The sequence below is a fragment of the Bradyrhizobium sp. SZCCHNR3119 genome (genome assembly GCF_032487775.1).
Taxonomy (GTDB): domain Bacteria; phylum Pseudomonadota; class Alphaproteobacteria; order Rhizobiales; family Xanthobacteraceae; genus Bradyrhizobium.
In genome coordinates this window covers 361733-384859 of sequence record NZ_JAUEUV010000001.1, presented here as the reverse complement: position 1 = coordinate 384859, position 23127 = coordinate 361733, and the positions used below count along the sequence as shown (strand labels likewise).

Sequence of the window (23127 nt, the reverse complement as noted above, 5' to 3'; positions counted from 1 at the left end):
GCGCGGACTCACTCGGCTGCGACATAGGTGTAGAGGCGGATGCGGCCCGCCTCGTCGATCTCCTTGTAGAGCCCTTGGATCTCGACGTCGAAACCGGGGAAGGTGTTGAAGGCCTGTTCGAACATCTTCAGGTAATCGATCATCGGCTTGGCCCGTTCCGACAGGCGTTCGCCCGGCACGATGGTGGCGATTCCGGGCGGATAGACCACGAACGGCGTGGTCGCGATCCGGCCGGCGATCTTGTCGATCGGCAGATAATCGACGTCATTGCGCATCAGGGCGCGAGCAGCCTCGCGGGGGGAGATCGCAATCTCCGGCATGTGCTCGGGCAGGAACTGCTTGGCCTGCAGCGCACTCACGTCGGCCGCACGATAGAAACGGTGCATCTCGGCGCAGAGGTCGCGCAGCCGCACCTTGCCATAACGGCCAAAGCGGCGGCGGGTGAATTCCGGGATCGCATCCTCCAACAGCACGTTGTCGTCGTGCAGCCTCTTGAAGGCGACGAGGCCGCTGATCAGCGTGCCGGCCTTGCTGGCCTCCACGCCCGGTGTCAGCAGAAACAAGAGCGAGTTGAGGTCGTTCTTCTCGGCCACGATCCGGTTCTCGCGGAGATATTGCGCGACCACGGGCGCGGGGATGCCGTGCTCGGCATAGCCGCCGGTCGCCCGGTCGAAGCCGGGGGTCAGCAGCGTCAGCTTGTTCGGATCGGTCATGGCGAAACCGGCCTCCATGTTCGGAAAGCCGTGCCAGGTGGAATTGGGACCGAGCTGCCAGAGGGACGCGTCGGTGGCCAACTGGTCGGTCGAGATCGCCTCCCACGCGACGTCATGGACCCCGCCCGGGCTTGCGGCATCCGGGATCGCCACGCGGTCCGGCACGAACGGCTCGAAGAACCAGCGCCGCGCCGGATCCTTCTCCTTCTCCTCAAATTCCCGGCGCATCGCCCGGATCTTCTTGCGCAATTCGATGCCGAGCCGGATCGTGTCATCCCACAGCACTTCGCCGGAACGCCCCTTCATCATCTGCGCGCCGACATCGAGCGAGGCGAACAGCGGATAGAACGGCGAAGTCGAGGCGTGCTGCATGAAGCTTTCGTTGAAGCGCCGATGCTCGATCCGGCGCCGCTGGCCCTTGATGTGGCGATCCTTGACGTGGATCTGCGAGGCCTGGGAGAAGCTGGCAAGCTGCTTGTGCGTGGATTGGGTGGCGATGATCCCAGGCGCGTTCGGGCCCAGTTCCGAAAGCCCCATCGCGAAGCGGCCGGCATAGAGAGGGTGGAATTTCATGAACCCGGCCCAGGCCTCGTCGAACATGATGTACTCGCAGAGGTGGCCGATCCGCTTCAGGATCATCTCGGCGCTGTGGATCGAGCCGTCATAGGTGCACTGCTCGACCACGGCGACGCGGAACGGGCGCTCCCTGCGCCAGGCGTCGGGGTCCTTGACCAGCGGGTTGTTGCGGATCTGCTGGCGCAGATGCTCCTCGTCGAGCAGGTCCCAGCGCATCGGGCCGATCAGGCCCCAGGCATTGCGGACCGTCGGGACATAAATCGGGATGCCGCCGGAGATCAGCAGCGCGCCATGGTGGGCGGCCTTGTGATTGTTCCGGTCGAACAGCACGAGGTCGCCGTCGGTGACCAGCGCTCCCAGCACCACCTTGTTCGAGGTGGAGGTGCCGTTCAGCACGAAATAGGTCTTTTCGGCGCCGAAGATCTGCGCCGCTTCCTTCTGCGCCCGCAGCGCCGGTCCCTCATGGGTCAGGAGGTCGCCGAGGTCGAGGACGGAATTGTCGAGGTCGTCGCGGAACACGGCTTCGCCGAGATGCTCGACGAAGATCCGGCCGATCGGGCTGCGGCTGTAGAACACGCCGCCATTGTGCCCGGGGCAGGTCCAGAGCTGATTGCCTTCCTCGGCATAGTCGACGAGCGTGCCGAAGAACGGCGTCTTCAACGTCTCGGCATATTGCTTGAGCCGGCTGATCAGGTTCTTGGCGATGAAGGGCGGCGTTTCCTCCGACAGGAACACATAGCCGTCGATGAAGTCGAGCACCTCGACCGGCAGATCCTCGAACCGCTTGCGCCGGATCAGGAGGATGATCGGAAAATCGAGGCCGCGCCGGCGCATCAGGTTGATCAGGGCCATGGTTTTGCCCTCGAGACCCTTCTTGCCCCAATCGACCACCATGCAGCCGATCGCGGCATCGGTCTGCACGGCGATCTCGGCGTCTTCGAGCTTGCGGGCCCGCACCACCTCGAACCCGGAACGCTGGATCTCTTCGATGATCTGGTTGAAACGGACGCCCGCGAGGTCGTCGGGCTCAAAGACCGGAGCGGCGAACAGGAAGGTGAAGCGTCGGAAATAGTCCATGCGGGTCTGCCAAGTTTGGGTCGGAGGCCAGCTGTCGGTACATTCCATGACAGTTCAATGACAGTGTAGAGTGTCGTCAGGGCCAGCGCGTTCAAATCAACGGTAGGACGCTGCTTGTCACGCCGCCGGCTCGATGGCAATCGAGCCAGTTCGAATCTGTGCCAAGGATCTCAGTGTGTTACCTGAATGGATCAGCCTTGAATGCCCGGCCACCTCGGAGCGTCACCGCCAGTCGGCGCTGGCGCGGCAGGCGCAATTGACCAAGCCGCTCGGCGCGCTCGGACGACTGGAGGAGATCGCAGTGGAGTTGGCGGCGCTCCAGGCCACCGACAGGCCGGGGGCGGAGCGGGCGCCGATCATCCTGTTCGCTGGCGATCATGGCATCGCGGCCCGCGGTGTATCGGCCTATCCGCCCGAGGTCACCGTCCAGATGTTGCACAACTTCGCCGGTGGCGGGGCGGCAATCTCGGTGCTGGCGCGCACGCTCGGTTGTCCGCTCGAAGTCGTCGACGCCGGCACGTTGGGCGATCAGCCGATACCGGGTGTGATCGTCGATAAGCCACGGCGCGGGACCCGCGATTTCGGCGTCGAGACGGCTCTGACATCCGAGGAGGTGGCTTTTGCGCTCGCCTGCGGGCAGCGCGCAATCGCGCGCCAGGCGGAGCCCAAGCCGCAGCTGGTGATTCTCGGTGAGATGGGGATCGGCAATACGACCTCCGCCTCGGCGATTGCGGCTGCGCTCCTGGGATGGCCCGCGGCTGAAATCGTCGGGAGCGGCACCGGGCTGGATGGGGAAGGGCGCGCGCGAAAGGCGCGCGTGATTGCCGACGCGCTCGCATTGCATGGACTGGAAGTTGGCACCCCCGTGGAGACCGTGCTCGCCGCGGTCGGTGGGCTCGAGATCGTCGCAATGACCGGCGCGATCATTGCTGCTGCACGAATGGGTGTACCGGTTCTGATCGACGGCTTCATCGTCTCGGTCGCCGCCCTTGCTGCCGTGAAGCTCAATCCGTCGTGTCGGCCATGGCTCCTCTTCTCGCATCGTTCGGCCGAACTGGGCCACCGCGTCGTGCTGGACGCACTCGGTGCGCGGCCGCTGATCGATCTCGATCTGCGGCTCGGCGAAGCCTCGGGGGCGGCGACTGCGTTGCCCCTGCTGCGGCTGGCATGCGCGCTTCATAACGAGATGGCGACTTTTGCCGAAGCCGCGGTGTCGGGCCGCGACAGCTGATGCGGATCGATCTGCTGCGGCACGGCGACACCGGGCGCGAGCGCTATCTCGACGGCCGCAGCGATCCGCCGCTGAGCGAGATGGGGTGGCGGCAATTTGCCAAGCAGACCCAAGACGGAGCATGGAGGCACATCGTGTGCTCGCCGCGGGCGCGGGCGCGGGCTGCTGCCGACGATTTGGCCCGACGATCGGGCACGGTGGTCCATATCGACCCCGACTGGAGCGAACTCGATTTCGGTCGTTGGGACGGGCGATCACGGGACGAGATCGCGGCGCGGCCTGATCATGCCGCATTGCTGCAGGCGTTCTACGCCGATCCCACGGCTTTTACCGCGCCCGGCGGGGAAAGCTGGGTGTCTTTGCGCGATCGCGTCGGTCGAGCCCTCGACAGGCTGACGACAGAACCTGAGCTCTCTCCCGTGCTGATCGTGACGCACGGCGGGGCCATCCGTGCTGCGCTGTCGTTGATCTTGAACTGGCCGCTGCGGTCGCTGTGGAGTTTGCGCATCAATCCCGCGACTCGTATCACGCTCGAGATCGGGCGCGGCGAGGACGATGCGCTCTGGGGCGAAATCATCGAGATCATCCAGCCATGAGTCGTCGTGAATTCTGGATCGCGCTGCAGTTTCTTACGCGCCTCCCGACCCCGCGTGTCGCCGACATGCGACCCGGCGATCTCAAGCGCGCCGCGATGTTCTTCCCCGCCGTCGGACTCGTCGTCGGGATATGTCTTGCCTTGATCGCGCGCATTCTCCACGGCAGCAATCCTTGGGTCGTTGCGCTCGCTGTGGTCGTGGCCTGGATCTGGATCACCGGCGCGCTGCATCTCGATGGGCTCGGCGACGTGGCCGACGCATTCGGCGCCTCGCACGGCAAGCCCGATCGCTTCATCGAGGTGCTGGGTGATCCTCATGCCGGCAATTTTGCCGTGGTCGCGATCGCCTTGCAGATCGCGGCGAAGCTCGTGCTCATCGCGCATCTGCCGGCGTCGCTTGCGATCGGGGCGCTGGTGCTCATTCCGGCCTGGGCGCGCTGGGGCACGTTGGTTTGGAGCAGGCTGCTCGTATCATTGAAGCCGGGGCTCGGGGCCAGCGTTGCAAACAGTGTCGGTTGGCTCCTGATTGGCGGCTGGGCGCTGGCGCTTCTCCTACTGGCCCTCATCGGCGCGCGCCCGACGCTCGTGGCGTTGATCGTCATTCCCGCCGTTGCGCTTTATTGGCAATCGCGGCTCGGCAGCATTACCGGCGATGGCCTTGGCGCCAGTGTCGAGGTGACGGAGACATTGCTGCTGTTCGCCTGCGTGTTCAGCCTGCAGTGAGCGCATCGGCGAGCCGTTGCCATTCCTCCTCGCGACCCGGCAGGCCGAAACGCAGCCAAGTCTCATTATGGGCGAACCGCCTGACGTGAATGCCTCGCTGCGCGAGGCGATCGGCCAGATGTCGGGCGGCCACGCTCTCGGCAAGACGGAACAGCGGGGTGCCGCCAACAATGTTGCAGCCGGCGGCCATCAGCAGCGCGTCGAGACGTGCGCAATCCGCAGCCAATCGTTGCCGCGCCTGCTGCAGCCACACATCATCCCGCAACGCTGCGGCTCCGATCGCGAGCGCAGGTCCAGAGACCGCCCAGGGGCCGAGGTCACCCCTTAAGCGTTGGCAGAGTTCAGGTGCCGCAATGGCGAAGCCGAGCCGCAGGCCCGCGAAACCATAGGCCTTGCCGAAGGAGCGCAGCACGATGGTTGCTGGCGGCAGCCGAGACGTCAGGCTCGCATCACCAGGTAGAAAATCCGCAAAGGCTTCGTCCACGATCAGGAGGCCGTCACGCCGCGCCAGCTCGGAGCCGAGCGAAACGAGCGTCTCGCGCGGCAGTAGACGACCGGTGGGATTATTGGGATTCACCACGACGGCAACGTCGGCCTCGGCCAGCGCCTCGACCTCATTGACCGTGCGGACTCGATGGCCGCAACGATGCCAGCACAGCGCATGTTCCTCATAAGTAAGGCCGAGCACAGCGACCGTTCCCGGGGAACGGAGGCGGGGGATGATCTGCAGCAGCGCCTGGGTGCCTGGGGCGGCGATCAAGGAAGCAGGGGCTTGAAGTCCGCAGCGGGCCGCGGCGGCTGCGAGCAGGGTGCGTTCGTCGGCGTTGGTCGGCAACCGCGTCCAGGCCTCGGCCGCAAGCCTCGGCAGCGGATAGGCGATCGGATTGATGCCGGTCGACAGGTCGACCCAGGGCTGCGGCGCGTCGGGATAGCGGCGGCTGATCTCGTCGATATTTCCGCCGTGAGCGACCGCTTCCGGCCGGATGCCCCGCGTGCTACTCGCTTTATGGTCCATACCAGTCCTTCGATCGGGGATCGATGTTTCTCGCCGTCGCGCTTGCCGCGCTCATCATCGAGGCGCTCTTTGGCTACCCGCAAGCGCTGGTCCGCCGTATCGGACACCCCGTGATGTGGATCGGCGCGCTGATAGCATGGGCTGATGCTCACTGGAACCGCGCATCGGCCTCCTTCCGTGCCCGCCGCGTCCGGGGTGTGGTGCTGGTCCTTCTGCTGGGAATGGCTGTCGCGTCTGTGGGGCTGGCGCTCGCGGCAGCTGCGCATTGGGCATTGCCGGAACCATTCGCGGCGCTGGTCTTAGGTCTCGTTGCGAGCAGTCTGCTGGCGCAGCGCAGTCTAGATCAGCACGTGTCCGCCGTAGCCTCGGCGCTCGACAAGGAAGGGATCGCCGGCGGCCGCCGTGCCGTGTCGATGATCGTCGGCCGCGATCCTGAAAGCCTCGACCAGGCGGGCGTTGCGCGCGCTGCGATCGAGAGCTTGGCTGAAAATTTCTCCGACGGCGTGGTCGCGCCGCTGTTCTGGCTGGCGGTCGCCGGCCTGCCGGGCATGCTGGTCTACAAGGCGCTCAATACTGCCGACAGCATGATCGGGCATCTGTCAGAGCGTCACCGCGCCTTCGGCTGGGCGGCGGCACGCCTCGACGACCTCGTCAATCTGCCGGCATCGCGGCTTTCGGCGGTGTGGCTGGTGCTTGCTGCCTGCGTGATCCCTGGTGCCGCGCCGCGCGAGGCGATACGTGCAGTCTGGCACGGCGCCCACAAGCATCGCTCGCCCAATGCCGGTTGGCCAGAGGCGGCGATGGCCGGTGCGCTTGGCCTGCGACTGGCGGGCCCGCGTGTTTATCACGGCCAAATCGTCGAGGATGCCTGGATTGGCGCGGGGCGCGCGGAAGCGGAGGCGCGCGATATCAGGCGCGCGCTGTCGCTCTACCGGGCCGCCTGCATGATTCAAGGTCTGGTGATTGCCGGGCTGGTGATCGCTGTCAGCCAATGACCGGCAGCGTCGGTGTGCGTGCCAGCTCCAGAATGCGATCGATATCAACGTGTCGTTCGAGATGCGCAGCCAGCTCATCCAGCGTGGTCTCGACCTCGGCCTCGTAGTCCGAGACCGTTGAATCCGCGCCGAGGCCAGCCAGCCATTGGCTGCGCAAGCCGTCGGCGCTGAACAGCCCGTGCACATAGCATCCCGCGATGCGGCCGGTTGCGACGGCCGCGCCATCGCTGCGGCCGTCCTCGAACTTGAGAAATGGCTGCGTCGTATCGGGGCCGGTGGTCTGCCCGATGTGCATTTCATAGCCGCGGAAGGATGCGCCGCCGCTCAGCAGCGTACCGCCGACCTCACGCAGCGCCTTGTCCGAGGTGAGAATGGTCGTCACATCGAGCAGGCCGAGGCCGGGGACCGCGCCGGCCTGACCTTCGCGGCCATCAGGATCGCTGATGATCCGGCCGAGCATCTGATAGCCGCCGCAGATGCCGAGCACACGGCCGCGGCGCCGGACGTGAGCTGCAAGATCGATATCCCAGCCGGTTTGCCGCAGCGCGGTCAGATCGGCGATGGTCGCTTTCGAGCCCGGCAGAATGACGACGGCGGCATCACCGGGGATCGGGGTCCCGGGACGCAGAAACTGCAATTCGATTCTGTCTTCCAGCTGTAGCGGATCGAACTCATCGAAATTGGAAATCCGCGGGTAGGCCAGTACGACGACCTTAGGCGGGCCGCTTGGAGGTGAGGCCCCGCGCGAAGGAAGCCCCAGCGCATCCTCTGCCGGCAAGCGATGCGCGCCGGCGAAATACGGCACGAGCCCTAACGCCTGCCAGTTCGTCCGCGCCGCGATCTCGGCCATTCCAGCCGCGAACAGGGCCGGATCGCCGCGGAACTTGTTGACGAGAAAGCCTGCGATGAGCGCAGCATCCTCCGCCGCCAGCACGGCCTTGGTCCCGACCAGGCTCGCGATGACGCCGCCGCGATCGATATCTCCGATCAGGACCACCGGCAGGTCCGTCGCACGGGCAAAGCCCATATTGGCGATGTCGCCGGCGCGAAGATTGATCTCGGAAGCCGAGCCAGCGCCTTCCACCAGCACAACGTCTGCGTCGTCGGCGAGGCGCGAAAGACTGTCGAGCACCGCGCCCATCAGTTGTGGTTTCATCGCCTGATAGGCCGATGCCTTGGCGTTGCCGATCACGCGGCCTTGCACGACGACTTGCGATCCGACCTCGCTCTGCGGCTTCAGCAGCACCGGGTTCATGTGTACCGAGGTCGGCCGCTTCGCCGCGCGCGCCTGCAGCGCCTGAGCGCGGCCGATCTCGCCGCCATCTGCGGTCACGGCCGCATTGTTCGACATGTTCTGCGGCTTGAATGGCGCCACTTTGAGGCCGCGCAAAGTCAGCGCCCGCGCGAGCCCGGCAACGATGAGCGACTTGCCGACGTCGGAGCCGGTGCCCTGGAACATGATGGCGCGCGCGACCATGCGGTTAAAACTCGATGCCTTCCTGCGCCTTCACGCCGGCGGTGAAGTGATGCTTGACCAGATTCATCTCTGTGACGAGATCGGCGGCTTCGATCAATTCGGGCTTGGCATTACGGCCGGTGACGACGACATGCAGATCGGGGCGACGCGCACGCAAGGTTTCGACGACATCAGTGATCGGCAGGTGATCATAGCGCAGCGCGATGTTGAGCTCGTCGAGAATCAGGAGCCGGATCGAGGGATCGGCCATGAGCTCCTTGGCCTTGGCCCAGGCGCGCTCGGCCGCGGCGACGTCGCGGGCACGATCCTGAGTCTCCCAGGTAAAGCCTTCGCCGAGCGTGTGCCATGTGACCTGGTCGCCGAACTTTTCGATCGCCTTGCGCTCGCCGGTTTGCCATGCGCCCTTGCCGAATTGCACCACGCCGATGCGGAAGCCGCGGCCGAGGGCGCGCAGCATCAAGCCCCAGGCAGCCGTCGACTTACCCTTGCCCTTGCCGGTGTGGACGATCAGCAGGCCTTTTTCAACGGTCTTCGATGCGACCTCGGCGTCCTGGATCGCTTTGCGGTTCTCCATCTTGGCCTTGTGGCGCGCATCCTCGTTGTGGTCACTCATTCTCGTTTCCTCTCGATGCGCTGCTATTTCAACGTCAGCGGCAGGCCCGCCGCCATCAGGATCACGCGATCCGCGGATGTTGCAATATCCTGGTTGAGGCGGCCCTGCGCATCGCGAAACGCGCGGGCCAGCGCGTTATCCGGCACGATGCCGAGCCCGACCTCGTTGGAGACGGCAACGATTGGGCCCCTGGCGGCAGCTAATGCATCGGCGAGCTCACGACAAGCAACGGCAACGTCGCGGCCGCTCAGCATGATATTGCTGAGCCAGAGCGTGAGACAATCGACCAGAACAGGTGTTGCAGAATCGCCGTTCGCCGCCACGGCAGCTGCAAGATCGAGAGGTGTCTCGATCGTCCGCCATCCATCGGCGCGGCGCGCTTTGTGTTCGGCGATGCGCGACGCCATCTCGTTGTCGAACGCCTGCGCGGTTGCGAGATAGATCCAGGGGGAAGGGAGGGCGGTGATCAGCGCCTCCGCGTACCGGCTCTTGCCGGAGCGCGCGCCGCCGAGCACCAGGGTCAGGCGCGGCAGGGCAGGGCTAGGCGGGGCGGGTGGCATGACGGCAGGATTTCCGATTGACGGGCTTTGGCTCGATCCCGTATCTAACAGATGACGGTTCTCCGAAAGGAGAGATTTAGGGAACGCGGTGCGGGATCTCCTCCCAAGGCCGCGGCTGCCCCCGCAACTGTAATCGGTGAGTGCGAGGCCTTTGAACCACTGGGAAACCGGGAAGGTGGTCTCGCGCGGCGACCCGAGAGCCAGGAGACCTGCCGTCGACATTGCTGTTGGCCGACCCGTCGCGCGGGGAGTCGCGATGCAGGGTTCTGATCCCGGAACTGTCTGGGATGCCGTCGGGCGCAGCGTATCGCACGAACCCTGACAGGTTCGGGCATCGACGGAGACGGCCATGAGATTTCCCACCAGATTTCCAACCCGCATCGCGTTTGCAGTCGCAGTCGTGGCACTGTTCGCCGATCCTGCATCGGCCCACCATATGATGGGCGGCAAGCTGCCGCAGACCTTGGCGCAAGGCCTGCTCTCCGGGCTTGCTCACCCCGTCATCGGGCTCGATCATTTCGCCGCGATTGTGGGAGCGGGCATCGTCGCTGCGCTGATCGGCCGTGGCTTTGCGCCGGTGTTGGCCTTCACCACGGCTATGATCGCCGGCGTGATGCTGCATGTCGGCCGCGCTGATATTCCCGCCGCAGAGCTTCTCGTCGGGTTGTCGACGGCCGCAATCGGCCTGCTGATCCTGCTGCGCGCCGGCTTCGGTGTGCTGCCGGTCGCGATCCTGTTTGCGTTGACCGGGATAGTGCATGGCTACGCGCTGGGCGAATCGATCGTTGGTGCTGAAAGCGCGCCGCTGGGCGCCTATCTCGCCGGGCTGCTGGTGATCCAGAGCGTCATTGCCGCCGGTGCGTTCCTGGCCACCCGGATGATTGCTGCGCGCGGCGTTTCCTTCTCGCTTTTCGCGCTGCGGATCGCGGGCGCCGCGATTGCGCTGGTGGGCGGTGCGGCAGCCGCCATGGCGGCTGGTCTGGCCGGATGAGCAGCACAGACCCGGGCGCGACGACGTTGTTCGTCTGCGTCACCTGCCGGATGCAGAGCGCCGAGCCTGCGTCCAGCGAGCAGCCGCGTGCCGGTGCGCGGCTACTCGAGGCCATCCATGCGGTCGCAGCCGAGCATCGCGATGTCACCGTGGTGCCGGTCGAGTGCCTCTCGAATTGCAGTCGCGCCTGCACGGTTGCGGTCACTGCGCCTGGCAAGTGGACCTATATCGTCGGAGCGCTCGATCCGGATGTCCATGCCGATGATGTGCTCGCTTTTGCCAGGCTGCATCAGGTCCACGAGGCCGGCCTGCCGCCGTGGCGGGAGCGTCCCGAATACGTGAGAAAAAACACGATCGCCCGCGTGCCGCCGCTGCCGTCGCGCTCATCCAAAGAGGCTTCGCTGCCATGAAATCCTTCGCAAAGACGCCATGCACGATCGTCACCGGTTTCCTCGGCGCCGGCAAGACCACGCTGGTGCGCAACCTGATCGAGACCGCGAACGGTCGCAGGCTCGCCATCATCGTCAATGAGTTCGGCGATGTCGGGATCGACGGCGATATCCTGAAAGGCTGCGGCGTGCCGGATTGCCCGGAGGATCGCATCGTCGAATTGTCGAACGGCTGCCTGTGCTGCACCGTCGCCGACGACTTTGTGCCCGCGCTGAAGAGCCTGCTCAATCAGAACGAACCGCCCGAGCACATCGTGATCGAGACTTCCGGCCTCGCGCTGCCGAAGCCGCTGGTGCAGGCGTTCAATTGGCCGGAGATCGCAACCCGTGTCACCGTTGACGGAGTCGTTGCAGTCGTTGACGGGCCGGCCGTGATCGCCGGCCGCTTCGCCGATGATCCGGAGGCGCTGGCGGCGCAGCGCGCGGCGGACGGCTCGCTCGATCACGACAATCCGCTCGAAGAGGTGTTCGAGGATCAGCTGCTCTGCGCCGATCTGATCGTGGTGAACAAGAGCGATCTCATGACGGATGCGGAGCGGCAGGCGGTCGCTGCCGAGATCGCAGCTAAGGTGCAGCGTGCCGTCAAGGTGATCGCGTCCGAGCACGGCAAGCTGTCGGCCTCCGTGCTGCTCGGGCTGGGTGCGGCGGCCGAAGGCGACCTCGGCGCGCGGCCATCGCATCACGACAATGAGGCTGAGCACGATCACGACGATTTCGAAAGCTTTGTGCTCGACGTGCCGGCGCAGGCCTCGCCCGACGTGCTCCTGGCCCGCATCGCGGATGCTGTCGGTGCGCACGATGTGCTGCGGGTGAAGGGTTTCGTGGAAGTCGCAGGCAAGCCGCTGCGGCTCCTGATCCAGGCGGTCGGCAACCGCATCCAGCATCAATTCGAGCGGCCCTGGCGCGCCGGCGAGGAGCGGCGTGGACGGCTCGTGTTCATCGGCGAGCGCGGCCTCGACGTGGCCGCGATCAAGAACCTGGTTGCCGGCTAGCGAGGGCCGATGCATCTCCTGGCGACATCAGGTGCCGCGCTCGACGACCTCGAACAGGCCGTCGATCTCGCGCAGTCGCCGGCCGAGGTCGTGGTTCTGTCGTTCTCCGACAGCGACCTGTCGGCACTGGCCGAAGCGTGGCGAGGATCGCCGTCAGAACTGCCGAGCTTGCGTCTCGCCAGCCTGAAGCGGCTGAAGCATCCGATGTCGGTCGACCTCTATATCGATCGTGTCGCCGTTTCGGCGCGCGCCGTCGTCGTGCGCTGTCTCGGCGGGCTCGATTATTGGCGCTACGGGCTGGAGCGCCTGGCTGATGTGTGCCGGAGCCGAGGCATTCTGCTGGCGGTGCTGCCGGGCGACGACCGCGCCGACGAGCGGCTCGATGCGCTCTCGACGCTGCCGCTCGACGTCACCTCGAGACTCTATGGCTACCTGCACGAGGGCGGCACCGCCAATGCGCGCGAGGCGCTGCGCTATCTGAATTCGCTGCTGGGGCGTGAAGCCACATTTGCGGAGCCGGTTGCGCTTGGCTCTATCGTTGGATTCGCGGCCGGGCGTGGCGCCGTTCCCGTCGAGGAGTTGTGCGTTGCGGGTGACACGAAGCCATGCGCGCTGATCGTGTTCTACCGCGCCAGCCTGCTCGCGGCCGATACAGCGGCGATCGAAGTTCTGCAGACGGCGCTCGAGCGGGAAGGGCTTGCGTCCGCCGCCGTCGCGGTGACAAGCCTGAAAGATCCTGACGTTGCGGATGGATTGGAACGGCTGATCAAGGCGCGACGGCCAAGCGTCGTCCTTAACGCCACGGCCTTCTCGGCCCTGCGTGAGGACGGCACCACCGTGCTTGACCTCGCCGTCGCGCCGGTGCTGCAGATCGTGCAGGCCCAAAGCAGTGAGGATGCCTGGACCTCGTCCGCGCGCGGTCTGTCGCCGACCGATCTCGCCATGAACGTGGTGCTGCCGGAGCTGGATGGGCGTCTGCTGGCGCGCACCATCGCGTTCAAGGGCGAGGCGCCGTTCGATGACCAGCTCGAATTCGGCGCGGTCCGTTATGTACCGCAGCCTGATCGCATCGCCTTCGTCGCGCGGCTCGCAGCGCGCTGGTGCCGCCTGCGGACGACGCCAGCGGCGAACCGCCGCCTCACGCTGATGCTGTCGGATTATCCGGCGCGAGGCGGTCGTCGCGGCTATGCGGTCGGCCTCGACACCGCGCAAAGCGCGACCGAAATCGCGCAGCTGCTCGCCGAGCAGGGCTATGATCTCGGTGCGTCCAGCCCAACTGCCGCTGACATCGAGGCGCTGCTGAGAGGTCAAGCGTCGGAGCTCGCAGTGCCTCTTGCTGCGTATCAGAGCCATCTCGCGGCCTTGCCAGACGATTTGCAGCGCGAGCTTGCGGCGAGTTGGGGCGCAGCGGAGGCAGATCCGACCTTTGTTGACGGCGCATTCCGCTTTCCGGCCCTGCGTGCAGGACATCTGCTGATCCTGCTACAGCCGGATCGCGGCGCTCATGTCGATCGCAAGGCGGGTTATCACGACACCACGGTGCCGCCGCGTCATGCCTATGTCGCGCTCTATGCGCATTTGCGCGAAGTGGAGCAGATCGACGCGCTGGTGCATCTCGGCGCCCACGGCACCTTGGAATGGCTGCCGGGCAAGGCGCTCGCCTTGTCGCAGAATTGCTGGCCGGAGGCCGTGCTCGGTCCGCTGCCGGTGATCTATCCGTTCATCGTCAACAATCCGGGCGAGGCCATGCAAGCCAAGCGCCGGCTTGGCGCGGTGACGCTCGGCCATCTGACGCCGCCACTGTCGCAAGCAGGCTTGCACGGTCCGCTGCTCGAGCTCGAGGGGCTGGTCGAGGAATATGCGGAGGCCGATGGGCTCGATAAGCGTCGCCTGAAGCTTCTGGAGGACGAGATCGTCGCGCGCGCCTGGGCAAGCGGCCTCGCTGCGGATTGCGGCCTGAAACAAGGCGCAGGCGGACGGGAGGCCGTCGCCAAGCTCGATGCGCAGCTCTGCGACATCAAGGAGCTTTCGGTTCGTGAGCGGCTGCACGTGTTCGGTCGTGCGCCGGATGATGTTGCGATCGGACTGCTCGGCGATGCTATCGCCGCTGCTGGCGGTACCCGTAACGAGGCGAAGGATCGTGCCGGGATCGATGCCTGCATCCGCGCCAGCGCCGCGGCCGAACGTGCGGCGCTGCTCGCCGCATTAGACGGCCGACGCATCGGGGCTGGACCGGCCGGAGCGCCGAGCCGCGGCAGGCTCGATGTGCTGCCGACTGGGCGCAATCTCACCGCAATCGATCCGCGCGCGATCCCGACCCGCACCGCTGCCGTGGTCGGTGCCCGCGCCGCCGATGAGGTGATCCGCCGCTATCTGCAGGATCACGGCGAGTATCCGCGGACCCTGGTGCTCGATCTCTGGGCCTCCGCCTCGCTGCGCACCGGCGGCGACGATCTCGCGCAGGCGCTCGCTTATCTCGGCGTGCGGCCGCGCTGGGATTTTAATTCCAACCGTGTCATCGGCGTCGATGTGCTGCCGCTGGCCTCGCTCGACCGTCCACGCATCGATGTGACCTTGCGCATCTCGGGCCTGTTCCGCGATATCTTCGAAGCGCAGATCGCGCTGTTCGACCTCGCGGTGCAGACCGTCGCCGCCCGTGAGGAGGACGATGCCGACAATCCGCTCGCTGCCGCAAAGCGTCGCGGCGAGAGCTTGACGCGCGTGTTCGGCGGCGCCCCCGGGACTTATGGCGCGGTGGCTGCGAGCCTGGCGCTTGGCTCCGATTGGGAGAGCCGCCAACAATTGGGTGAAGCCTATCTGGCGGCGACGAGTCACAGTTTTGGTACTGCCCCCGAGATCGCACAGGCCCAGACTGGCTTCCGCGAGCGCGTCCGCAGCGCCGATGCGCTGGTGCATCCGCAGGACGACCGCGAGCGCGACCTGCTCGACGGCGAAGAGGTGGCCGATTTCGCCGGCGGCTTCGCTGCGGCAGCGTCCGCGCTGGGTGTCTCGCCAGCGCTTCTGCATCTCGATACCAGCCGTCCCGATGCGCCGAAGGCGCGGGCGTTCTCGGAAGAGATCGCACGGGTGGTGCGCGGCCGGCTCACCAATCCACGCTGGATTTCCGGCATGCTCGCGCATGGCTATCGCGGCATCGCGGAGATCGCCCAAGGCGTGGATGCGCTGTATGCTTTTGCCGCTACGTCGGACACGGTACCCAGCCATCTGTTCGATGCGACACATTCGGCCCTGTTGCTCGATCCATCGGTGTGCGACGCGATGCTGGCGCGCAATCCTGCAGCGGTGGCTTCCATCATCTCCCGGCTCGACGATGCACTGCGGCGCCGGATGTGGGTGCCGCGCCGCAACGCCGTCGCGGATGAGCTCGCTGCAATCGCAGCGCGTGTGAGAGTTGCGGAGGCGAAGGCATGACGGCTTCCTTCGACATCAAGGGATGGTGTCCTGGCGCACGACGCCCGATGCAGAGCGGGGATGGTTTGATCGTCCGCGTCAGGCCGCATGGCGGCAGACTGCCAGTCCGCGCGCTCGAAGCGTTGGCCGAGGCCGCCGCCCGGTTCGGCAACGGACAGATCGATCTGACGCGGCGCGCCAATCTGCAGCTTCGCGGCGTGAAGCCGGAGACGCTTGCACCCTTGTGGGAGGTCCTGTCCTCGCTCGATCTGCTTGATGACGATGCAGAGCTGGAGGCCATCAGGAATATCGTCATCAATCCGCTCGCAGGGATCGACCCGACTGAGATCGCCGACATGCGTCCGGTCGCGCACGCGCTCGAACGTCAATTGATGGCCGTCGCTTCGCTGCGGCAACTGCCGGGCAAGTTCAGCTTCTTGCTCGACGGGGGAGGGCGACTTCCGCTGACGGACCTTGAGGCTGATGTTTGTCTCGTCGCGTATCGCGACGGCGCCGGTGCCTCGGTCGCAATCGGACTTCAAGCTGCGGCCGGGCTTGAATGGCTGGGTACGGTGGATGCGGAGCAAGCAGCCTTGGCGGCCGCTCAGCTTGCGCTCGCGATCCTCAAACATAGTCCGACCAGCCGCGCGCGCGCGCTGCCGGATGATGCGGTTGTTGCCATCCGCGCCGAGCTCGGCTTGCAAGCGTCGGGTCTTCCGATCACGCCAGCAAGGCGTGAAGCTTCGCACCGCCGCGGCCTGATCGCGCTTGCGAGTGGGAGCTATGCCGCCGGACTTGGAGCGGCTTTCGGTCGCCTCGATAGCGAGACCGTGTCGGCATTGCTGAGCGAGCTAACCCGACTTGGTCTCACCGAAGTTCGGCTGTCGCCGTGGCGTACATTCTATGTTGCTACGTCGAGCCGCCCGGACGCTGAGCAGATCCTCGCGTTTGCCCGCAGCCTCGGATTCATCGTCGATGATTCCGATCCGCTGACGCGTATCGATGCCTGTTCGGGCGTCGGTTGCTGCAGCTCGACGACGCTGGCCACGCGTGACCATGCAAGGGCATTGGCTGATATCGCGGAGCGCAGCGGCTTTGCCGGCACGCTGCACGTCTCCGGCTGCCCCAAGGGCTGCGCGCGCTCGGCCCCGGCGGATCTGGTGTTTGTCGGGGACGGGGCCCATTATCGGGTGGTACGGCAGGGAACGGTAAGAGATCGCGCCTTCATCGAACTCGATCCGTCTGGGATCTCAACCGTTGTCCCGACCTTGCTGGCCCAGGAGCGCAGTACTCATGTCTGATGTGCGCGACTATATTCGCGACGGTGCCGAGATCTATCGACGCTCCTTTGCCACCATCCGCGCCGAGGCCGATCTGTCGCGCTTCCGGGGGCTGGAAGAGAAGATCGCCGTACGCATCATTCATGCCTGCGGCATGGTCGAGATCACATCCGACATCGAGATGTCGGAGAGCTTTGCGGCAGAAGCGCGGGCCGCGTTGAACCGCGGCGCGCCGGTTCTGTGCGATGCCAAGATGGTGGCGCAGGGGATCACGCGCGCGCGACTGCCGGCAAGGAACGAGATCATCTGCACGCTCGATGATCCCCAAGTCGCAGCGTTGGCTGCGCGCCACGGCACCACGCGCTCGGCGGCCGCGCTCGAATTGTGGCGCCCACATCTTGCCGGCGCGCTGGTTGCGATCGGCAATGCGCCGACCTCGCTGTTTCACCTCCTGGATATGTTGGACCAAGGGGCGCCGCGACCCGCGGCTGTCATCGGCACCGCGGTCGGGTTCGTCGGCGCCAAGGAATCCAAGGAAGCACTCGCGGCCGACGGCCGCGTCCCGTATCTGATCGTCAGGGGACGCAAGGGCGGCAGCGCCATGGCGGTCGCCGCCGTGAATGCGATTGCGAGCGACATCGAATGAGCCTGCTCGACACCATCGCCGGCACGGCGCAGGCCGGAACGCTCTACGGCATCGGCGTCGGTCCGGGCGACGTGCGCTATCTGACCTTGCGCGCGGCAGGACTGATCCGCGCGGTGGATGTGGTGGCCTTCTTCGCCAAGCGTGGTCTCGAAGGCAATGCGCGCCGCACCGTGGCGCCGTTGATGGACACATCGCGGCACGAGTTGCGACTTGAATATCCCATCACCGAGGAAGCGCCGGTTGCGGACGCGACGTATCAGACGGAAATCGCAGCCTTCTATCGGCGCGCCGCCGAGAGCATTGCCGCGCATCTACGGGCAGGCCGCTCGGTTGGTCTGCTCTCCGAAGGCGATCCGTTCTTCTATGGCTCCTTCATGCATATGTGGCGGCGGCTGGAGCGCGACTTCCCGGTCGAAGTCGTGCCCGGCGTGACCGGCATGTCCGGTTGCTGGACCCGCGCCAATGTGCCGATCACCTGGGGAGACGATATCCTGTCCGTGTTGCCCGGCACGTTGGCGGAAGAAATCCTGTGCGACAGGCTGCAACATTGCGAAGCGGCTGTCATCATGAAGGTCGGGCGTAACCTGCCGAAGGTCAAACGTGCGGTCGCAAGCGCCGGGCTGCTGTCGCGCGCGCTCTATGTCGAGCGCGGGACGATGGACAACCAACGCATCGTTCCGTTGTCGGCCTGCGACGATGAGCGAGGACCGTATTTCTCGATGGTTCTGATCCCAGGCCAGGGACGTCAGCTATGACCGGAACGCTCACAGTGGTCGGCCTCGGCCCGGGGCGGCCGGAGCTCATGACTCCGTCCGCGGCCGAGGCGATCGCGCGCGCGACTGATCTGGTCGGCTATGGCCCATATCTCGATCGCATTGCGGCGCGGCCGGAGGGCCAGCGTAGACACGCGAGCGACAATCGTGTCGAGCTTGATCGTGGCCGACACGCGCTCGAATTGGCTGCTGATGGCAAGCACGTCGCGGTGGTTTCGGGCGGCGATCCCGGCGTGTTCGCGATGGCAGCTGCAGTGTTCGAGGCAGTCGAGATGGGGCCGGCGGAGTGGCGCCAGCTCGACATCAGGGTGGAACCGGGCGTGACTGCCATGCTCGCGGCGGCTGCCGAAGTCGGTGCTCCGTTAGGAGGGGATTTCTGTGCGATCTCGCTCTCAGACAATCTGAAGAGCTGGAGCACGATCACGCGGCGACTGCAGGCCGCAGCCAGCGGCGATTTCGTGATCGCGCTCTATAATCCCCTATCGAGGGCGCGGCCGCATCAGCTCGGGGAAGCGTTCGATATTCTGCGCCGGACCAAGCCGGCTTCCACGGTCGCCATGATGGTGCGCGCGGCCGGCACCGGCGAGGTCGGCTGTATCGTGACGACGCTCGGCGAGATCGATCCGGCGCACGCCGACATGCGAACGCTGGTGCTGATCGGATCGTCGGCGACACGCCTCATCATGCGTGACGGCAAGGCGCCGTGGGTCTACACGCCGCGTCGGGAGATGGAGCCGACATCGTGAGCGGACAGTCCTTCCAGCCAACGCAGGGCGTCGCGCGCACCGTCGAGCGGAACGCCGCGGGGCTTGTCGGGGCGCGCGATCATCGCCACCGGGATCTGCAGTCGGCATGCGGCCGCGATTTTCGGATAGGTGGCGGGGCCGCCGGAATTCTTCGATACGATGGCCTGAATGCGTTCGCGCCGCAGAAAGGTTTCTTCCTTGGCTTCATCGAACGGACCGCGGTCGTAGACAAAGCTGATGTCGGGCGGCAGCGGCACGTCGCCGGCGGCATCGATCGTGCGCGCAATGTAGTGGTGCTGGGGCGCTGCGCTAAAGGCGGCGAGTTCGAGACGGCCGAGACTGAGAAAGACGCGGGCGGGCTCGGCGCCGAGCGCGGCCGCTGCGGCCTGCGCCGTGTCGACGTCAATCCAGCGATCGTCGTCCGCACGCATCCAGGGCGGCCGAACGATAGAGGCGAGCGGGAGGGACAGCGTCTGGCACGCCGCAACCGCGTGAGCCGAAATCTGCGCGGCGTAAGGATGGGTGGCATCGACCACGGCGGCGATGTCGTTGTCCCGCAGCCACGCCTCAAGTCCGGCGATCCCGCCGAAGCCGCCGATGCGCGTCGGAATCGGCTGCGGTTTCGGCGAGGTCGTACGCCCCGCGAGCGAGAGCGTCGGCTGGAATCGGTTGTCGCCGGCCAGCAGTTGCGCCAGCTCCGAGGCTTCCGTGGTGCCGCCGAGAATGAGAACGCGCATGAAGGGTGTGGTCCGTGATGAGTTCGGCCGCAGCTTGCAACGCGACACGTTGGCTGTCCATCGTTGGAATCGGCGAAGATGGCGCGGACGGATTGTCGCCGCTCGCGCGCCGGCTGGTTGCAAGCGCATCGCTTGTCGTTGGTGGCGCGCGCCATCTGGAACTTGCGCGCTCCTTGATCTCCGGCGAGCGGCTGGCTTGGCCGAGCCCGTTGCATCTTGCCTTCGACGAGATCGCTACGCGACGCGGTAAGGCCGTCGTTGTGCTCGCGAGCGGTGATCCCTTCAACTATGGCGTGGGCAAACAGCTCGTCGAGCGGTTTGCCGCCGAAGAGATGTTGTGCCTGCCGCAGCCGTCGTCGTTCAGTCTGGCCGCGGCGCGGCTCGGCTGGTCGCTGCAGGACGTCGCGCAAATCAGCCTGCACGGCCGGGCTCTGGAAGGCATCATTCGTCATCTCAGTCCGCGTGCGCGGATCGTCGCGCTGTGCTGGGACGGTTCGACGCCGAAGAAGCTCGCGGTGCTGTTGTCGTCGCGTGGCATGGGCCACTCGCGCTTGACCGTGCTGGAGGCAATGGGCGGACCGCAGGAGCGGGTGCGTCGGGCAATTGCCAAGGAATTCGATCTCACGGACATCGGCGCGCTGACGACGATCGCGATCGAAGTCGTTGCCGATCCGGATGCGCCGATCATCAGCTTGGCGCCTGGTCTTCCGGATGACCTGTTCGAGCATGACGGGCAGCTGACCAAGCGCGAAATTCGCGCCGTGACATTGTCAGCGCTGGCGCCGCGGCCGGGCGAATTGCTCTGGGACGTCGGTCTTGGGGCCGGGTCGATCGCGATCGAGTGGTTGTTGCGACATCCATCGCTGCGTGCCGTCGGGATCGAGGCGCGACAGGATCGTGCCGATCGCGCGGCGCGCAATGCCATTGCGCTGGGCACGCCGGATCTCCGGATCATCGTCGGCTCCGCGCCGGCCGCTCTGAACGATCTGGAGTGGCCTGACGTGGTTTTCATCGGCGGCGGCATCTCAGATGAAGGTGTGTTCGAAACAATCTGGTCTCGGCTGAACCCGGCCGGCCGATTGGTGGCGAATGCCGTCTCGCTCGAAGGCGAGGCGCGGCTGACTGAGTTGTTTCACAAGCATGGCGGCGAATTGGTCCGTGTGGCCGTGGCTCATGTGAGACCAATCGGCACCATGCATGGCTGGAAGCCGGCGATGCCGGTCACGCAATGGCTGGTGACGAAGCCATGATCGCGCTCGGGATCGGCTGCCGCCGCAACGCATCAGCGGATGATATTGAGAGACTGATCGCCGAGGCGCTCACGATGGCAGCGTTGCAGGCCGAGTCCATTGGCGTTGTCGCGACCGAGCGCGCCAAGGCAGAGGAGCCTGGGATCATTGAAGCCGCGCGTCGGCTGGGACGTCCGCTCATCGGTATCGTCGCCAGCGAGCTTGGCAGAGTGTCGCATAGCGCAGTCACCAACAGCGATCGCGTGCTGCACCTGAAAGGGGTGCCGTCGGTGGCGGAGACGGCGGCGCTGGCGGCCGCCGGCGCGCATGCTCGTTTGATCCTGCCCCGCATCGCCAATGCGACGGCGACCTGCGCGCTCGCGGAAGGAGAGGGGCAGGCTGCCGGGGAGTTCCAAGCATGACCGTGCATTTCGTCGGTGCCGGTCCTGGTGCGCCTGATCTGATCACGGTCCGCGGCCGCGACCTGATCGCACGCTGTCCGGTGTGCCTCTATGCCGGCTCGCTGGTGCCAAAGGCGCTGTTGGATCATTGTCCGCCTGACGCGCGCATCGTCGACACCGCACCATTGGCGCTCGATGAGATCATTGCGGAGATGGCGCGGGCGACCGCAGCCGGCGACGACGTCGTGCGGCTGCATTCGGGCGATCTGTCGATCTGGAGCGCGCTCGGCGAACAGCTGCGGCGGCTCGAGGAGCTTGGAATCCCATTCACGGTTACGCCGGGCGTGCCGGCCTTTGCCGCGGCTTCCGCGGCGCTGGGGCGTGAACTGACCCTCCCGGGCCTGGCGCAATCGGTGGTGCTGACGCGCACCTCCGGCCGAGCCTCGGCGATGCCGGAGACCGAGACGCTCGCCACTTTCGCGCAATCCCGGGCGACGCTCGCGATCCATCTCTCCATCCATGTCCTCGAAAGCGTGGTGGAGGAACTGGTGCCTCACTACGGCGCCGACTGCCCGATCGCGATCGTCTATCGCGCAAGCTGGCCGGATCAGCGCATCATCAGCGGAACGCTGGGCACGATCGTTGCGACGACGAAGTCCGATCCGATCGAGCGTACGGCATTGATCCTGGTCGGGCAGGCACTCGCTGCAAAGGATTTTCGGGCCAGCGCTCTCTACGATGCCGATTATCAGCGCCGCTTTCGTGGGAGAGGCGAATGATCAGCACCGTCGTACTGTCCGACCAGCTGCCCAACGCGATCGAACACCGCAATGTCGAGGGCGATACCATCGCCAAGCGCACGCCTTGCGGTGCGCCACGCTGCGCGTGCGACCACGTCGCCGGCCGGAAAAGCCAGCCGCTTGGCTTCGTCGAGAACCTGCAGCGCCGTATTGGCGCCGCGCGCGGCACCCACAAGCGCATCGGGCGCACCGGCGTCGGACAGCGCGTCCGCGAGCCAGGCGCGATCGACTTCTCCGGCCCGCGAATGCAGGTCGAGCAGGCCCTGGCCGAGCTTCGTCATCTTGGCAAAGCCACCGGCGATCGTGACGCGCTTGACCGGATGGCGGCGAAGATATTTCAGCATGCCGCCGACGAAATCGCCCATGTCGATCAGGGCCGCATCCGGCAGTCCGTACAAGTGCTGCACCGCCTTCTCGGAGGTCGATCCGGTCGCGCCGGCGATGTGCGCAAGCCCGGACGCGCGTGCGACGTCGATGCCGCGATAGATCGAGTGAATCCAGGCCGCGCAGCTGAAGGGAATGACGATTCCCGTCGTGCCGAGGATCGACAGACCGCCGAGAATGCCAAGCCGCGGGTTGAGCGTTTTCTTTGCAAGCTCCTCGCCGCCGGGAATGGAAATCTCGACGATTACGTCGGAAGGACTGTCGAATGCGGCGGCTGCCTCGCGGACCGCCGCGCTGATCATCTGTCGCGGCACCGGATTGATTGCGGGCTCCCCGGGCGGCAGCGGCAGTCCCGGCTTGGTCACGGTGCCGACGCCTGGCCCGGCCCGGAACACGATACCCGAACCATCAGGCCCGCGCCGTACGGTCGCCTTGATCAGTGCGCCGTGGGTGACATCGGGGTCGTCGCCGGCGTCCTTGATGACACCAGCGGTGGCGGCGCTCGCGTCACCCTCGTGCATCGCGACCGCAAAACTGACTCGCTGGCCGCTCGGCAAAGTGATCTCGACCATTGCGGGGCAAGTTCTCGTGATCAGAAATTCATAAGCCGCGCGGGCAGCAGCAGTGGCGCAGCTGCCTGTGGTCCAGCCACGCTTCAGGGGACGTTCCGGTGCTCCCACGGTTTCAGTCATCGTCGATCGCATAGCACAGTT

22 protein-coding genes and 1 riboswitch are annotated in these 23127 nt (G+C 66.0%); of the genes, 15 read left to right on the top strand and 7 right to left on the bottom strand.

Features of this window, described 5'->3' with window-relative positions; all coding sequences use genetic code 11:
• Positions 1 to 8 precede the first annotated feature (8 nt).
• Positions 9 to 2366 (bottom strand): Orn/Lys/Arg decarboxylase N-terminal domain-containing protein, encoded by a 2358-nt coding sequence (locus QX034_RS01880; protein ID WP_315705523.1) that lies wholly within the window; start codon positions 2364 to 2366, stop codon positions 9 to 11.
• Between the two features lie 175 nt (positions 2367 to 2541).
• On the opposite strand from QX034_RS01880, the gene cobT reads away from it, so the two are divergent.
• From cobT to QX034_RS01865, 3 genes are read left to right on the top strand one after another with little or no spacing between them, the layout of a single operon-like run.
• Positions 2542 to 3597, top strand: a complete 1056-nt coding sequence (gene cobT, locus QX034_RS01875; RefSeq protein WP_315705524.1) for a nicotinate-nucleotide--dimethylbenzimidazole phosphoribosyltransferase — start codon at positions 2542 to 2544, stop codon at positions 3595 to 3597.
• Complete coding sequence (locus tag QX034_RS01870) at positions 3597 to 4193, top strand: histidine phosphatase family protein (RefSeq protein ID WP_315705525.1); 597 nt, start codon at positions 3597 to 3599, stop codon at positions 4191 to 4193. Before cobT ends, QX034_RS01870 begins: the two co-directional genes overlap by 1 nt.
• On the top strand, positions 4190 to 4915 hold the full coding sequence (locus tag QX034_RS01865; RefSeq protein WP_315705526.1) for an adenosylcobinamide-GDP ribazoletransferase: 726 nt from the start codon (positions 4190 to 4192) through the stop codon (positions 4913 to 4915). Before QX034_RS01870 ends, QX034_RS01865 begins: the two co-directional genes overlap by 4 nt.
• Here QX034_RS01865 and cobD read toward each other — a convergent pair.
• Positions 4902 to 5930 (bottom strand): threonine-phosphate decarboxylase CobD, encoded by a 1029-nt coding sequence (gene cobD / locus QX034_RS01860; RefSeq protein ID WP_315705527.1) that lies wholly within the window; start codon positions 5928 to 5930, stop codon positions 4902 to 4904. The two genes, QX034_RS01865 and cobD, sit on opposite strands and share 14 nt — an antisense overlap.
• A gap of 23 nt (positions 5931 to 5953) precedes the next feature.
• On the opposite strand from cobD, the gene cbiB reads away from it, so the two are divergent.
• A complete protein-coding gene (gene cbiB, locus QX034_RS01855; protein ID WP_315705528.1) occupies positions 5954 to 6925 on the top strand; it encodes an adenosylcobinamide-phosphate synthase CbiB in 972 nt (323 codons plus the stop codon).
• Here the strand turns inward: cbiB and QX034_RS01850 are convergent.
• Genes QX034_RS01850 through cobU form a run of 3 tightly spaced genes read right to left on the bottom strand, consistent with a single transcriptional unit; the run spans position 6915 to position 9575 of the window.
• Positions 6915 to 8402, bottom strand: a complete 1488-nt coding sequence (locus QX034_RS01850) for a cobyric acid synthase (protein ID WP_315705529.1) — start codon at positions 8400 to 8402, stop codon at positions 6915 to 6917. The genes cbiB and QX034_RS01850 overlap by 11 nt on opposite strands.
• Positions 8403 to 8406: 4 nt before the next feature.
• Positions 8407 to 9015 carry a cob(I)yrinic acid a,c-diamide adenosyltransferase gene (cobO, locus tag QX034_RS01845; protein ID WP_315705530.1) on the bottom strand — a complete coding sequence of 203 codons (609 nt, stop codon included), beginning with the start codon at positions 9013 to 9015 and terminating at the stop codon, positions 8407 to 8409.
• 23 nt (positions 9016 to 9038) lie between these two features.
• On the bottom strand, positions 9039 to 9575 hold the full coding sequence (gene cobU / locus QX034_RS01840) for a bifunctional adenosylcobinamide kinase/adenosylcobinamide-phosphate guanylyltransferase (RefSeq protein WP_315705531.1): 537 nt from the start codon (positions 9573 to 9575) through the stop codon (positions 9039 to 9041).
• A gap of 38 nt (positions 9576 to 9613) precedes the next feature.
• A riboswitch (cobalamin riboswitch) is annotated at positions 9614 to 9807 on the top strand.
• Positions 9808 to 9924: 117 nt separating this feature from the next.
• Here cobU and QX034_RS01835 point away from each other — a divergent pair.
• Genes QX034_RS01835 through cobJ form a run of 8 tightly spaced genes read left to right on the top strand, consistent with a single transcriptional unit; the run spans position 9925 to position 18863 of the window.
• Entirely contained in the window at positions 9925 to 10566 is a 642-nt protein-coding gene (locus tag QX034_RS01835) for a HupE/UreJ family protein (protein WP_315705532.1), read from the top strand.
• Positions 10563 to 10976, top strand: a complete 414-nt coding sequence (locus QX034_RS01830) for a DUF1636 domain-containing protein (RefSeq protein ID WP_315705533.1) — start codon at positions 10563 to 10565, stop codon at positions 10974 to 10976. The genes QX034_RS01835 and QX034_RS01830 overlap by 4 nt, the downstream gene beginning before the upstream one ends.
• Complete coding sequence (cobW, locus tag QX034_RS01825) at positions 10973 to 12007, top strand: cobalamin biosynthesis protein CobW (protein ID WP_315705534.1); 1035 nt, start codon at positions 10973 to 10975, stop codon at positions 12005 to 12007. The genes QX034_RS01830 and cobW overlap by 4 nt, the downstream gene beginning before the upstream one ends.
• Before the next feature lie 9 nt (positions 12008 to 12016).
• On the top strand, positions 12017 to 15439 hold the full coding sequence (cobN, locus tag QX034_RS01820; RefSeq protein WP_315705535.1) for a cobaltochelatase subunit CobN: 3423 nt from the start codon (positions 12017 to 12019) through the stop codon (positions 15437 to 15439).
• Complete coding sequence (gene cobG, locus QX034_RS01815; protein WP_315705536.1) at positions 15436 to 16719, top strand: precorrin-3B synthase; 1284 nt, start codon at positions 15436 to 15438, stop codon at positions 16717 to 16719. The genes cobN and cobG overlap by 4 nt, the downstream gene beginning before the upstream one ends.
• Complete coding sequence (locus QX034_RS01810; RefSeq protein WP_315745350.1) at positions 16712 to 17344, top strand: precorrin-8X methylmutase; 633 nt, start codon at positions 16712 to 16714, stop codon at positions 17342 to 17344. Before cobG ends, QX034_RS01810 begins: the two co-directional genes overlap by 8 nt.
• Positions 17341 to 18099, top strand: a complete 759-nt coding sequence (locus QX034_RS01805; protein ID WP_315745351.1) for a precorrin-2 C(20)-methyltransferase — start codon at positions 17341 to 17343, stop codon at positions 18097 to 18099. Before QX034_RS01810 ends, QX034_RS01805 begins: the two co-directional genes overlap by 4 nt.
• Positions 18096 to 18863, top strand: coding sequence for a precorrin-3B C(17)-methyltransferase (cobJ, locus tag QX034_RS01800; protein WP_316194952.1), 768 nt, complete (start codon positions 18096 to 18098; stop codon positions 18861 to 18863). Before QX034_RS01805 ends, cobJ begins: the two co-directional genes overlap by 4 nt.
• Here the strand turns inward: cobJ and QX034_RS01795 are convergent.
• Positions 18827 to 19600, bottom strand: coding sequence for a cobalt-precorrin-6A reductase (locus tag QX034_RS01795; RefSeq protein WP_315745353.1), 774 nt, complete (start codon positions 19598 to 19600; stop codon positions 18827 to 18829). The two genes, cobJ and QX034_RS01795, sit on opposite strands and share 37 nt — an antisense overlap.
• Before the next feature lie 17 nt (positions 19601 to 19617).
• Between QX034_RS01795 and cbiE the strand changes: the two genes are divergently transcribed.
• Genes cbiE through cobM form a run of 3 tightly spaced genes read left to right on the top strand, consistent with a single transcriptional unit; the run spans position 19618 to position 22009 of the window.
• Positions 19618 to 20850, top strand: a complete 1233-nt coding sequence (cbiE, locus tag QX034_RS01790; RefSeq protein WP_410050926.1) for a precorrin-6y C5,15-methyltransferase (decarboxylating) subunit CbiE — start codon at positions 19618 to 19620, stop codon at positions 20848 to 20850.
• On the top strand, positions 20847 to 21251 hold the full coding sequence (locus QX034_RS01785; protein WP_316168694.1) for a cobalamin biosynthesis protein: 405 nt from the start codon (positions 20847 to 20849) through the stop codon (positions 21249 to 21251). The genes cbiE and QX034_RS01785 overlap by 4 nt, the downstream gene beginning before the upstream one ends.
• Complete coding sequence (gene cobM / locus QX034_RS01780; protein ID WP_316194949.1) at positions 21248 to 22009, top strand: precorrin-4 C(11)-methyltransferase; 762 nt, start codon at positions 21248 to 21250, stop codon at positions 22007 to 22009. Before QX034_RS01785 ends, cobM begins: the two co-directional genes overlap by 4 nt.
• Here the strand turns inward: cobM and QX034_RS01775 are convergent.
• The gene (locus tag QX034_RS01775) at positions 21979 to 23118 is read right to left on the bottom strand and encodes a cobalt-precorrin-5B (C(1))-methyltransferase (protein ID WP_316168563.1); all 1140 of its coding nucleotides are present in this window, start codon (positions 23116 to 23118) and stop codon (positions 21979 to 21981) included. The two genes, cobM and QX034_RS01775, sit on opposite strands and share 31 nt — an antisense overlap.
• Positions 23119 to 23127: the final 9 nt, after the last annotated feature.